General features: G+C 32.3%; 15 protein-coding genes. 6 read left to right on the top strand and 9 right to left on the bottom strand.

Annotated elements, in window-relative coordinates; genetic code table 11:
* Nucleotides 1–144: 144 nt before the first annotated feature.
* The 7 genes from dnaN to N1F78_RS15155 form a co-directional block, all read right to left on the bottom strand.
* Nucleotides 145–1263, bottom strand: coding sequence for a DNA polymerase III subunit beta (gene dnaN, locus N1F78_RS15185; protein WP_406684022.1), 1119 nt, complete (start codon nucleotides 1261–1263; stop codon nucleotides 145–147).
* 87 nt (nucleotides 1264–1350) lie between these two features.
* Entirely contained in the window at nucleotides 1351–3018 is a 1668-nt protein-coding gene (gldG, locus tag N1F78_RS15180; RefSeq protein ID WP_406684021.1) for a gliding motility-associated ABC transporter substrate-binding protein GldG, read from the bottom strand.
* Nucleotides 3002–3496 carry a hypothetical protein gene (locus tag N1F78_RS15175; RefSeq protein ID WP_406684020.1) on the bottom strand — a complete coding sequence of 165 codons (495 nt, stop codon included), beginning with the start codon at nucleotides 3494–3496 and terminating at the stop codon, nucleotides 3002–3004. The genes gldG and N1F78_RS15175 overlap by 17 nt, the downstream gene beginning before the upstream one ends.
* Nucleotides 3496–4212, bottom strand: a complete 717-nt coding sequence (gene gldF / locus N1F78_RS15170; protein WP_406684019.1) for a gliding motility-associated ABC transporter permease subunit GldF — start codon at nucleotides 4210–4212, stop codon at nucleotides 3496–3498. The genes N1F78_RS15175 and gldF overlap by 1 nt, the downstream gene beginning before the upstream one ends.
* A complete protein-coding gene (locus tag N1F78_RS15165) occupies nucleotides 4213–4626 on the bottom strand; it encodes a hypothetical protein (RefSeq protein ID WP_406684018.1) in 414 nt (137 codons plus the stop codon).
* The gene (locus N1F78_RS15160) at nucleotides 4627–4923 is read right to left on the bottom strand and encodes a putative quinol monooxygenase (RefSeq protein WP_406684017.1); all 297 of its coding nucleotides are present in this window, start codon (nucleotides 4921–4923) and stop codon (nucleotides 4627–4629) included. It abuts the gene before it with no gap.
* Nucleotides 4924–4925: 2 nt separating this feature from the next.
* The gene (locus tag N1F78_RS15155) at nucleotides 4926–5762 is read right to left on the bottom strand and encodes an S-adenosyl-l-methionine hydroxide adenosyltransferase family protein (RefSeq protein WP_406684016.1); all 837 of its coding nucleotides are present in this window, start codon (nucleotides 5760–5762) and stop codon (nucleotides 4926–4928) included.
* A 143-nt stretch (nucleotides 5763–5905) separates the two neighbouring features.
* On the opposite strand from N1F78_RS15155, the gene N1F78_RS15150 reads away from it, so the two are divergent.
* Both N1F78_RS15150 and N1F78_RS15145 read left to right on the top strand, forming a co-directional pair.
* The gene (locus N1F78_RS15150) at nucleotides 5906–6859 is read left to right on the top strand and encodes a PhoH family protein (protein WP_406684015.1); all 954 of its coding nucleotides are present in this window, start codon (nucleotides 5906–5908) and stop codon (nucleotides 6857–6859) included.
* 275 nt (nucleotides 6860–7134) lie between these two features.
* Nucleotides 7135–8082, top strand: coding sequence for a phosphoribosylaminoimidazolesuccinocarboxamide synthase (locus N1F78_RS15145; RefSeq protein ID WP_406684014.1), 948 nt, complete (start codon nucleotides 7135–7137; stop codon nucleotides 8080–8082).
* A 290-nt stretch (nucleotides 8083–8372) separates the two neighbouring features.
* On the opposite strand, the gene N1F78_RS15140 is transcribed toward N1F78_RS15145, so the two are convergent.
* On the bottom strand, nucleotides 8373–9065 hold the full coding sequence (locus N1F78_RS15140) for a T9SS type A sorting domain-containing protein (protein ID WP_406684013.1): 693 nt from the start codon (nucleotides 9063–9065) through the stop codon (nucleotides 8373–8375).
* 215 nt (nucleotides 9066–9280) lie between these two features.
* Between N1F78_RS15140 and ppgK the strand changes: the two genes are divergently transcribed.
* The 4 genes from ppgK to N1F78_RS15120 all read left to right on the top strand — a co-directional run bounded on the left by ppgK (nucleotide 9281) and on the right by N1F78_RS15120 (nucleotide 11960).
* Entirely contained in the window at nucleotides 9281–10033 is a 753-nt protein-coding gene (ppgK, locus tag N1F78_RS15135) for a polyphosphate--glucose phosphotransferase (RefSeq protein WP_406684012.1), read from the top strand.
* A gap of 194 nt (nucleotides 10034–10227) precedes the next feature.
* Nucleotides 10228–11523: a DEAD/DEAH box helicase gene (locus N1F78_RS15130; protein WP_406684011.1), complete on the top strand. Its 1296-nt coding sequence runs from the start codon at nucleotides 10228–10230 to the stop codon at nucleotides 11521–11523.
* Nucleotides 11524–11526: 3 nt separating this feature from the next.
* Nucleotides 11527–11736, top strand: coding sequence for a DUF6500 family protein (locus tag N1F78_RS15125; protein ID WP_406684010.1), 210 nt, complete (start codon nucleotides 11527–11529; stop codon nucleotides 11734–11736).
* On the top strand, nucleotides 11736–11960 hold the full coding sequence (locus N1F78_RS15120) for a VF530 family DNA-binding protein (protein WP_406684009.1): 225 nt from the start codon (nucleotides 11736–11738) through the stop codon (nucleotides 11958–11960). The genes N1F78_RS15125 and N1F78_RS15120 overlap by 1 nt, the downstream gene beginning before the upstream one ends.
* 64 nt (nucleotides 11961–12024) lie before the next feature.
* Here N1F78_RS15120 and N1F78_RS15115 read toward each other — a convergent pair whose 3' ends face one another.
* Complete coding sequence (locus N1F78_RS15115; RefSeq protein WP_406684008.1) at nucleotides 12025–12819, bottom strand: carbonic anhydrase; 795 nt, start codon at nucleotides 12817–12819, stop codon at nucleotides 12025–12027.
* Nucleotides 12820–12848 lie beyond the last annotated feature (29 nt).

Below are 12848 nucleotides of genomic sequence, written 5' to 3'. Positions count from 1 at the left end.
TTGTGAAATAGTCTGAATGTAATCAACATAATATTGAACTAAGTTAGGGTAAATTTCCCACATGAAAGATATATGAATAAAAAAAAATCCTGATAATTGTTATCAGGATTTTAATATTTAATAAGTGTTTTTTTCTAAAATAGTCTATGAGTTTAGCATAACGGGCATCACAAGCATAGTTACTTGCTCACCTTCATCTAAACCATCAATTGGTGTTAAAATACCAGCTCTGTTAGGCATACTCATTTCTAACTGTACTTCATCAGAACCCAAATTGTTTAGCATCTCAGTTAAAAATCTAGAGTTGAAACCAATTTGCATATCATCCCCTTGGTAATCACAAGTTAAGCGTTCTTCTGCTTTGTTACTGTAATCTATATCTTCTGCAGAAATATTTAATTCAGCACCTGCAATTTTTAAACGTATTTGGTGCGTTGTTTTGTTAGAGAAAATACTAACACGACGTACTGAGTTTAAGAACTGGGTTCTATCTATCACTAATTTATTTGGGTTTTCTTTTGGAATTACCGCCTCATAGTTAGGATATTTACCATCAATAAGTCTACAGATTAAAACAGAGTTTTCAAAAGTAAATTTAGCGTTAGATTCATTGTACTCAATACTTACTTCGTCTTCGCTAGCAGCCAAAATACCTTTTAAAAGATTTAAAGGTTTTTTAGGCATAATAAATTCTGCAACCTGATTAGCGCTTACATCTTCACGTGTATATTTAACTAATTTATGAGCGTCTGTTGCAACAAAGGTTAATCCTTGTTGAGAAAACTGGAAAAATACCCCACTCATAACAGGACGTAAATCATCATTTCCTGCTGCAAAAATAGTTTTGCTTATAGCTGTTGCCAAAACATCGCCAGTTACCACAGTTTTACTTGGGTCCTCAAGAGCTACTGCCTTCGGAAATTCGTTTCCATTAGCATAAGCCAATGCATATTTACCATGATTAGAGCTAATTTCTACGGTACTGTTATCTTCAATAACAAAGGTTAGGGGTTGTTCAGGAAATGTTTTTAAAGTATCAAGTAATAAACGTGCAGGAATTGCAATATTGCCTGTACTTTCGCTTTCTACATCTAGGGTAGAAGCCATGGTGGTTTCTAAATCGCTTGCAGAAACAGTAAGGGTATTATTGTCTAATTCAAATAAGAAATTATCTAAAATAGGTAAGGTGTTTGAGTTATTTATAACACCACCTAAAACCTGTAATTGTTTTAGTAAATACGTGCTCGATACAATAAACTTCATGAATTTATGTTGGATTTTAATTTTTGAATAATGCTACTTACAAATATATTCGATACAGATAAATAACCGAAACAAACTTATTAACATTTAAGAAGCGTATTTTTTCTTTCTTATGAAATTAAAAAAGAATCCAAAAATTGCCAGTAACACCAGTGGTAATGCAATGTTTATAAGTTGCCACTTGGTTTTTTCTGAAGCTATTTTTTCCTGATTTAAAAAGGCAAGAGTTATTTCTTTAGACCGAATGTTTATAAGTCCATTATCATCCAACAAGTAATTCACTGCATTGAGTAAAAATTCCTTGTTTCCGTATGTTTGTCCAGTCCATCTGTCAAAACCTAATTCTAAAGGGTTATTATTAGAAACATCATTTTTAATAACGTCTCCATCGGCAATAATAATCATTTTGGTAGGGTTACTTTGGTCTTTTATTGAAGAGAGGTTTGTGGGCTTAATAAGGTCCTTGTATACTGATGAAAAAGCCCCTTCTAAAAGAACTGCCAATGTTTGATTGCCTTTATTGAATAATTTAGGATCTTGAGGTTTAGTAACTAAATCTAAACTAATTTCACGGGGCGTACCTTCTAATTTTGTTAAAGCAGCAGATTCTAAGAGTATGGTCTTTTTTAAAGAGTTTTTAAGAGTGTCTATCTGATTTGCAAAATCAAATTTCACAAGATTTAAATTATTTACAATGGGGTGGTTACTATTGGTGCCTGCTAATGGCGAGTAAGGCCATTGTAAATGTTGAAATTGCGAATTACTACCTTCTCCCATTGCCAATGTAATAGGCGCAGAATAAAGTGTACTAACTATGCCTGGATTAATTCTAACGCCATATTTAAAGAAAAAATCGGTTAAATTTAAATCTCTAGAAACCGCATAATTTTTACCAGTTTCATTATACAAACTATCTTTCTCTATAGCTACGGCATCAATTAGCCAAAGGCTTTTTCCACCATTCATTGTGAATTGGTCTAACACCAATTTTTCTTCTTCTGAAAAAGGCTCTGTAGGTTTTGCAGAAATAATTAAGTCAAATTCATTTAGCCCACTTAATGTTTTTTCTGCATTTGAAGCTACGCTATCTAAAGTAAAAGGTGCAATGAAATAGTATTCTCCTATTTTTTTTGCAAAATCTGTAATGTATATATCATCTAACTGTTTGTTACCCTTTAAAATTGCAATTTTTTTGCGTTTTGGTTTCGTTAGTTTACTAAACCCATCCGCAAAGGCATATTCTAAATGCTGAACAGAATTGCTAACCAATTCTTGTTGCGTAGCACCTATTTTATTTTTTATAAGCGGAATAATAACCGTTTGCTCATTATAACTTGCTAAAGCCCATGGAAAAATAACTGCCTGTGAAGATTTTCCGCTTTCTGTAACACTTAATTGCATGGGTGTTAAACCACGTGCATTAAGGAGCTCAATATTTTTGTCCCTAACAGTTTCATCAGCAATAGGGTTTATAAAACTAAAAACAATATTATTGTTAATACTTGAAAATTCTTCCAGTAGTTGTTTTGTTTCGGCTTGAAGCCTTCTAAATTCTGAAGGGAAATCTTCGCCTTCTAAAAAAACATCTATAATAATTGGCGATTTTACATCTTCAATAATACTAATAGCAGAAGCGCTAATAGTAAACCGTTTATCTTTGGTTAAATCAAACCGTTTATAAACCTTAGTGCTAATTATATTTATAGCTACTAAAGCAATAATAACAAGGGTTATATGTTTAATTTTCTTCTTCAAATGTTTTTTCTATTTGATATTTAAGAATGTTGTTAACCATATTATTTTTAAATGTGATTTCTAAACATTCTTGCATGTTATTAAATGCTCCTGGTTTAAAACCTAGGTTATAATTCCATTGCTCTTTAGAATTAGCCTTTAAAGAATCGTTCCAACCAAACCATTCACTTTTACCTAAGAGTTCTGTAACTTGATTTTTAGATATATTAACAAGCAAACTGTCTTGAATTAAATTGCCAACCATTTCATACCTAAAGGCAGGTTTCTCTTTCCAAACATCAGATTTGAAATATTTTTCATGATGATAGGAACTAAAAATATTTAATATGGGATAAAGTAGATAAAAGTATACCAAAGGTGTTAGAATTATACTAATTAAAATAGACACCCATTTCCTTTTATCTATGGTATTAGCAAACAACCAAGATAATATAAACACTAGCGTTAATAATATTACAAATAAAGGTTTAACTATCATTAATCTTCTTTAGTTAAGTTTAGTTTGGTTAACATTAAAAAGAAAATGGTTATACTAATAAAGTATATAATATTTCTTGTATCAATTACGCCTCTGCTCATACTTTTAAAATGGTAACTTATACCCAATTGTTCAATAAAATCACTGGCCATAAAATCGGCCATACCTTCAAATCCAATATAGAATAAAAAGCATAGAAAAACGGCAATTATAAAGGCTACAATCTGATTATCTGATAGTGTAGAAGCAAACACCCCAATAGCGGTATAAGAAGCCACTAGAAACAACAGTCCAAAATAAGATCCCCAAGTACTTCCCATATCTAAATTACCAACAGGATTTCCTAATTGATTTACAGTATAAACATAAAGTAGTGTTGGTAAAAGTGCTGTTATTATTAAAATAAAAGCGCCTAAATATTTGCCTAAAACTATTTTTAAATGTGAAATGGGTTTGGTTAAAAGTAGCTCTAAAGTACCTTGTTTTTTTTCATCAGAAAAACTACGCATTGTTACTGCTGGAATTAAAAAAACAAGTACCCATGGTGCTATTAAAAAGAATGATGATAGATCTGCAAATCCATAATCCAAAATATTAAACTCACCTTTAAAAAGCCATAAAAACAAGCCGTTTAATAAAAGAAAAATGGCTACTACTAAATACCCAATAGGCGATGAAAAAAATGAGTTTATTTCTTTTCTTAAGATTGCTAGCATTTATTTGTCTGTAAGTTTTTTGTTTTTGTGAGGAATCAAAGATATTAAACCATGTGCAGAAACCCCAAAGAGAATTAAATACAAACTAAATCGAGTTAATGGTCTCTCAATGTCATCGGATGGTAATTCTGTAAAGAAGCCGTAAATAACCATTATAGTAGCACTAAAAATGACTATTGATCCTACTTTCTGTATCAAGCTAACCCATATAATTTTAGAAAGTTTTAAATGAGAACCTAAAGCTGCATTAATTAACCCGAAAAGTAAAATATATAAATGGCCAGCTCTAAAAAGAGCTCTGTTCATCAATTCCATATCTTGTAAATGATTGAAGCTCTTATCCATATATTGACCTGATAGCAAAAAGATTATAACTATTAAAATGCCAAATAATAAATGAATTCTACCAAGCATTTATTTTAGAGTTTCTAACTTATCAACGCTCCAAGCTTCGGGTTTGGTGCTAAAAAGTAATTTAGTTTTATTCCAAACATTAATAAATAATTCAGATTGCCTGTAACGTTCTAAATCTGTTTCAGATTCCCAATAACTATAAGTGAAAAATATATTTGGATTATGTTTATCTCGATAAAGTTCTAAAAACTTACAACCTTCAAAATTTCTAATTTTAGCTTTATTTTCATTAAAATTAGTTAAAAATTTATCAATGTTTTCCTCGTGAAAACCCATTTTAACAATTCTAACAAACATAGTTATTCTTTTATAAAGTTAACACTAATAGCATCCATTATGCCTAAGCCCATTAAACTGCTTGCGCTTCCAACGGTAGCAGAATTACTTTTATACACTGCAATTTCTAAAAAGTTACCAGAATTAAAAACTACCAAACCTTTACCTTCATCATGACGCTTATCTTCTGGTGTTTCAAAGTTTACAATATCACTATATTTTTTAAAAATGGTTTTAAATTTATAGTTTCGCGCTGAAATCTCAAAAGGACGCCCTTTTTGAATTGTTTCAAAAAAGCCTCGTTTTATATTGGTTACCACATTGCCATAATTATCAATATAAATAACATTACCAATTATTTGGGTTTTGTCGTCATTTACATAGGGTACAATGTTTTTTATAGGTTTAATACTGTTAATAGATTTTCCAATAACCTCCAAAGTACCTCCTCGTGCAATATGGCAAGCAACCTTAACAAATACATCTAAAACGGGGAAACTAGTTTGAATTTTATCATGAATATTAATTTCTACTATCTTTTCGGGAGCAATTTCAGAGCAAATCATACTCATGATACCATTATTGGCACAAATAAAATAATGATCGTCTAATTTAATAGCAATATGCTTGTTTTCTTGATTTATTTCAGAATCTATACCAATTATATGGATAGTGCCTTTAGGAAAACTACTGTAGGCATTTTGAATAATATATGCTGCTTCAGGAATATTAAAAGGAGATACAGAATGTGAGATATCAACAATTTTAACATCTGGTAATTCACTGTAAATTGCGCCTTTTGTAGCGCCAGCAAAGTAATCTTTTTCCCCAAAATCAGTCGTTAAAGTTATTATTGGCATCAATAAAATTGTTGATATGTTTTTAGCGTTTGGTCACTCAAATTTATGTATTTTTGAGTTCATACAGAGATAAAACAAAACTAATAAATCATTTTATCTAGTTAAAACAATATTAAGAAAGAAATTTAAAATATTTTACGCCTTTGAACGAACTAATCTTTGAACTTGAAGAAATCACTCCAAAAGAGTTTTTTGGAGCCCAAAATGTAAACATTGAACTTTTAAAAAAGTATTTTCCTAAACTTAAAATTGTTGCAAGAGGCAATAAGATTAAAGCCTTTGGTGATGAAGAACTCCTAGAGGAGTTTGATCGTCGTCTTACTATGTTATTAGTACATTATGGAAAGTACAATAAATTAGATGAAAATGCTATTGAACGTGTTTTAACAAGTGTTAGTAGTGAAGATTATAATACCTCAAAACAAAGTGGGGAGGTAATTGTTCATGGCGTTGGAGGGAAATTGATTAAGGCACAAACTGCAAATCAGCGTAAGTTAGTAGAGAGCATGCGCAAAAATGATATGGTTTTTGCAATTGGGCCAGCAGGTACAGGTAAAACCTATACGGGTGTTGCTTTAGCGGTTCAAGCGCTTAAAAATAAAGAAGTTAAACGTATTATTTTAACTAGACCAGCGGTTGAGGCTGGAGAGAATCTTGGTTTTTTGCCAGGAGATTTAAAAGAAAAGTTAGACCCCTATATGCAGCCGTTATATGATGCTTTGCGCGATATGATAGCTCCTGAAAAACTAGCACACTATATAGAGAATGGAACTATACAAATAGCACCTTTAGCTTTTATGCGCGGGCGTACTTTAGATAATGCTTTTGTGATTTTAGATGAAGGTCAAAATACTACGCATGCCCAAATGAAAATGTTTTTAACACGTATGGGTAAAAATGCTAAGTTCTTGTTAACTGGTGATCCTGGTCAAATAGATTTACCACGGAGAACCATATCGGGTTTAAAAGAAGCTATGCTAATCCTGAAAAACGTACAAGGTGTAGGTATGATATTTCTAGACGAAAAAGACGTTATTCGCCATAAATTAGTTAAAAAGATTATTGATGCTTATAAAAGTATTGAAAATCAAGGCTAATTTTTATTAGAAGCTATTTCCCGCTTGCGGCAGTCGCTTTTTTGCATGCAAAAAGAGCTTCAACAAATGCCTTAATCGGGGCTAGGAGCTACGTCATTGTGGGATAAATTATAAATTTGTAGTAGCAATCTCTAAAATGAAAAGATTATTACGTGGTTTCACTCCTCATAATGACAAATAAATAATATTTTTGCAGTCAATCTCCATTTTAGGAAAAACAATTAAACAAGAAATTAGCACTTATAGCTAAAGGCCAAATACCAAAAGCCAAAATAATGAGCAATACTATAATAGATACTAACTTTAATTTCCCAGAGCAAAAAAGTGTTTACAAAGGAAAAGTAAGAGAAGTTTATAATATAAATGATGACCAATTGGTTATGATAGCTACAGACCGACTGTCGGCATTTGATGTGGTTATGCCAAAAGGTATTCCTTATAAAGGTCAAATATTAAACCAAATAGCTACCAAAATGATGGCTGCAACTGAAGATTTGGTTCCAAATTGGTTATTGGCAACTCCAGACCCCAATGTAGCTGTAGGATATTTATGTGAGCCTTTTAAGGTAGAAATGGTAATAAGAGGTTATATGTCTGGTCATGCAGCGCGTGAGTATAAAGCTGGTAAGCGTATGTTATGCGGGGTACCAATGCCAGAAGGCATGAAAGAAAATGATGCGTTTCCAGAGCCGATTATTACACCAGCTACTAAAGCAGAAATGGGCGACCATGACGAAGATATTTCTCGTGAAGATATTTTAGCAAAAGGAATTGTTAGTGAAGCAGATTATCTAGTTTTAGAAGACTATACGCGTAAACTGTTTAAGCGCGGTTCTGAAATAGCAGCTTCTCGTGGATTAATTTTGGTAGACACCAAATATGAGTTTGGTAAAACAAAAGACGGAAAAATTGTATTGATTGATGAAATACACACACCAGACTCCTCACGTTATTTTTATGCCGAAGGTTATGAAGAAAGACAGGAAAATGGGGAAGCACAAAAACAATTGAGTAAAGAGTTTGTACGCCAATGGTTAATCTCTAATGGCTTTCAAGGCTTGGAAGGACAAACCGTACCGTTTATGAGCGATGAATATATAGAAACCGTCTCAGAACGTTATATAGAACTTTACGAAAATATTACAGGAGAAACCTTTGTAAAAGCTGATGTTTCTAATATACAAAAGCGTATTGAAGTTAATGTTTTAGAGTATTTAAAATAGCAATAGATTATTGTCATTGAGAATCACGTTTTACGTGATGCCAGTACTGAACGCAGATGAAGGGTGGTAATTTTGAGATATAAAAAAGACCTTGTGAAAACAAGGTCTTTTTTTGTAAAAATTTTTAGGTGTGCGCTTATGTTTTTGTGTATGGTTTGTTCCGTTATTTAAGCAATGGATTTACTAAATAAAATACTAATGTAGAAATTTCAAAGAATTTCGTAAGTAAGCTAGAACCGGTAATAAATTATATACCGTGTTGGTTACAGACTATTCTTATTATCTAGTTTTTATTCTTTTATGAATTTTTTATTAACCATACCAAATTCCGTATAAAGTTTTATTATATAAAGTCCGTTTGGTAAATCAGAAATATTGATTGTCTCAAAGTTGTGTGTTATTCTTTTCATATTTTGTCCCAACGAATTAAATATTTCAATTTTTGCAATTGGGTTATTTGAGTATTTTAAATAAATATTAGATTTTGTAGGGTTAGGATAAATTTCAATTTGATTTAAGTCAAATTCTGTTATACTAATAAGTGGATAATAGTTTTGAAAAGTTGCATTTCCGAAAATAGGTGTGTTAATGTTTAAAATCAAACCATCATCTACTGAAGATATTGAATATCCAGCTAGCAATTGAATAAAATTGAAGTATGCGCTTTCAAAATCATTATGTATTTCAATTCCACAGTCATCTGTTGAATATGAAAATTGGTCTGTCTGTAAAATATCAGAATATGGTAAATTGAGAGTTCCATTGAAAGTATTACAAGCTCCTATTCCAGAAAAAGTCAAATCTTCCATAATTGTTAAAGTAGGCGCTATAGCAGGATCTATACTAGAAACTATATAAGTTGGACTTCCATCGCCAACCAAAACCGATTGTAAATACCAAGTTTGAAATAAATCTGGATTTGCTTCTTGAGTGAAAGAGTTAATTGAACAAATAATTGAAATCGAAAAAATTAAATGTTTCATAATTCGTGTTCTTTTAGCTTGTTGTTAACGCTTAGAATTGGTTTTCGTTTTCAATGAACTAAATAGTTTGATAACGAAGATAGAATTTTTGAATTTTAATGTCAATATGTATTACAAGCAAAGACAGAAAAGTTATAAACAACTTGTAGCTAACAAGCTAAGCGAATAAACAAAATTACTTTTCTTATTTTTGACAGACTTTTAAAAATTAATGTATGGATATTCTTGGAATAGATATAGGCGGTACTGGAATGAAAGGAGCTTTAGTTAATGCAGAAACTGGAGAAATGATTACTGAACGGTTTAGAATACCCACACCAAAATCTAGAAAGCCCAAGGCTATGGCTAAAGTGTTTAAGGAGATTGTTGAGCACTTCAATCATTCGGGGCCAATTGGCATTGGGTTCCCAACTATTATTAAAAATGGTGTTTGTAAATCAAAAGGAAATCTACACGAATCTTGGTTAGGCGTAAACGCTAGTAAACTTTTTTCTGAAGCCGTTGGATTGCCGGTAACCGTACTTAACGATGCTGATGCAGCTGGTTATGGCGTTATGAATTATGGAATTGGTAAAGGTAAGAAAGGATTGGTAATGACTATTACCATTGGTACGGGGCTAGGAAGTGGAGCCTTTTTTAACGGAGAGCTATTGCCAAATTTTGAACTAGGAAGTATCCCTAACAAAAAATACGGTATTATAGAGGCTTATGCGTCTAATTCAGCCAAAAAGCGTGACGGTATTAGCTATAAAGTGTGGGGAAAACGTTTTAATAAATTTTTGGAATTAGTTGAATTTTTAACCTGTCCAGATTTATTTATTCTTGGTGGTGGTAGCTCTAAAGATTTTGATAAGTTTAAGGAGCAAATAAAAATAAAGACACCGGTTTTACCTGCAAAACTTGGTAATCATGCTGGTATTATAGGAGCTGCTGCCGCAGCTTTACATAAAGATGCAAAAGATAAATAGTAACTAATTTATATTTAGTAATAGGGTTGGGTTAGAACTTTATATGTTAAAAAAAATACAATCCATAACTCTTTTATGTACAATATTAAAACTAATAAGATGAATATGCTCATATTGTATGTTAATCATTTAACTTTGTAACATAATAAAAAAATGGCGCTATATATAAGAATGTCATTTGTACAATCATATATATGTCATTTAATTCATTAGGCTTATCTGCAGCCTTACTAAAAGCCATCAGTAAACAAGGCTATACTAAACCATCACCAATTCAACAGAAAGCCATTCCTTTAATTTTAGAGGGAAAGGATGTATTAGCATCAGCACAAACAGGGACTGGTAAAACCGCAGGTTTTACATTACCCATGCTGCAAAAATTGTCTCAAGGACAATCAATGCGTAAACGCCCTATTAGAGCTTTGGTATTAACACCAACAAGAGAATTAGCAGCACAGGTGCATAATAATGTAAAAGCATATAGTGCATTTTTAGATATACGTTCTGCTGTTATTTTTGGAGGGGTTAATCAAAAGCCTCAGGTTGCTACCATTCGTAATGGGGTTGATATGCTTATAGCAACACCAGGACGTCTTTTAGATTTACAAAATCAAGGGTTGCTATCATTGGCCAAAATTGAAATTTTAGTTTTAGATGAAGCTGATAGAATGCTAGACATGGGCTTTCTTAGAGATATAAAAAAGGTGATTAGTTTGGTGCCTGATAGAAGGCAAAATTTGTTGTTTTCTGCAACTTTTTCAAAAGAAATTAAAAATTTAGCAAGCACCTTTTTGCATCAACCAGTTTTGGTTGAGGCTACTCCTGAAAACTCTACCGTTGAGGCTATAGATCAAAAAGTATATAGGGTTGCCAAAACCAAGAAAACAGGATTAATTATTAAGTTAATTTCTGACGGTAATTGGAAACAAGTGTTGGTTTTTACAAGAACCAAACATGGTGCAAATAGACTTTGTAAAAAAATGGTGAGTGCTGGTATTTCGGCAGCAGCCATTCATGGAAATAAGAGTCAAGGTGCTAGAACTAGAGCTTTAGCAGGGTTTAAAAGGGGCACTATAAGGGTTTTAGTAGCAACTGATATTGCAGCCCGAGGATTAGATATACCTCTTTTACCGCACGTAGTAAATTTTGAATTACCTAATATATCTGAAGATTATGTACATCGAATTGGTAGAACCGGTAGAGCAGGAGCTAGTGGTGAAGCTGTGTCTCTAGTAAGTGCTGATGAAACCTCATATTTAAGGAGTATTGAAAAGTTGGTAGACTTGAAAATTCCTGTGGAGGTATTGGAAGGTTTTGAACCAGATCCTAATGCTTCTATCCAACCTATTAAACGAAATCAAGGTGGTGGTAATAGAAGAAAGTCTAATTCTAAACGCACTAATAACTCTAGGAGTGATGGCAATGAAAGTAACCAATCTAGACGTCCAAAACGAAATAGAAACAGACGCTCTAATAATAATAGACGTTAATATATGACGCCAGAATTAAAAAACAAAATCATTGCAGTTTGCGATAAGAAAATTGCACAAAAAGGCACAGGTGTTGGTATTTCATTTTATGCGTTTTTTGCAAATAAAAATGATAATCCGGAATTATTAATGGAAGCCGCTACTTGGTGGATACAAACCCATCAATTAAATCATTTTGAAAAAGCAACCAAAATAAAAGCATTGGTATTGTAATGGAGCAACAGCCTAATAACCCTTTACATGGTGTAAAGCTTGAACAAATCATAAGTGATTTGGTAGCGCACTACGGTTGGGAGTATATGGGGTATAGCATTAACATTAGATGTTTTACTCATGACCCTTCTTTAAAATCTAGTTTAAAATTTTTGCGACGAACCCCATGGGCAAGAACTAAGGTAGAGCAGATGTATTTAAATATGCTCAGAAATAAGCTATAGGAGTTAGTTTAAAACCACCCCCAAGTTTTTGTGACTCTATTTTTAATCTCTAAATTTTCTGGAATTAATAATGATAATTTACAATCCTGCCATTTAAAGGTTGTTCGTTTCTGTAGTTATTAAGGGGCATATTGCTTTTTAGTTTTAGTACTTCTTCAACCGATAACACCATTGGTTCTTTGAAAACAATCCAATTTACGTTTTCTGAGCAAGGTGGCGTTGTTAAAGAGCCGCCATAAGAATAATAATGTTTATCCTCTAATAGCAAACTCGATAAATCAATTTTTTGGTGAATATCTTTAACAGCACCGTTTTCTAGTGGTAAAAAGCTTTCAAAAAATTCAAACAACTGACTTTCTTTGCCTTCTTCCCCAAGAACGCCAAGTACGGCAATTTCTCCTTTTTTACTAACGTGAACCAAATGCATTTCTATAGGGTATGTAATACCATTAATTCTATGCTCTGAAGGTTCATGAAAATGAATTTGCTTTAAGAAGAAAGATTTGCCCTTGTAGTTAATTGAATCCCCTGGTTCAAAATCAAATTGAATGGAGTGTCCGTTGTTTTCAACTTCGCTTAATAAAGTAGTGGGTGTGTATAAAATTTTTAAATCGTTATTAATACGCACAGAATCCACATCACTATGAATAATGTTAATAGGAGACTGGTGATTGCCATTACAGTCTGAATTCTTTTCTATTTCAGCCCAATGAATTGGAGCGGTTTCTCCAGCATAACTCCAATGCCCTTCTTCTGTGGCGTGTTCAGCTAAATTGTTATGCGATAATTTTTTATTGTAGTTACAGGCAATATTAACTAATAACATTAGAACCATTAGTAGTTTGACTGTGGTTTTCATAATAGGATTGTTTTGTTATTATGCCTCCA

Origin of the sequence: Seonamhaeicola sp. MEBiC01930, from assembly GCF_045277075.1 — a bacterium.
Taxonomy (GTDB): domain Bacteria; phylum Bacteroidota; class Bacteroidia; order Flavobacteriales; family Flavobacteriaceae; genus Seonamhaeicola.
The sequence above is the reverse complement of the archived record's forward strand: the minus strand, read 5'-3'. Positions and strand labels throughout refer to the sequence as shown.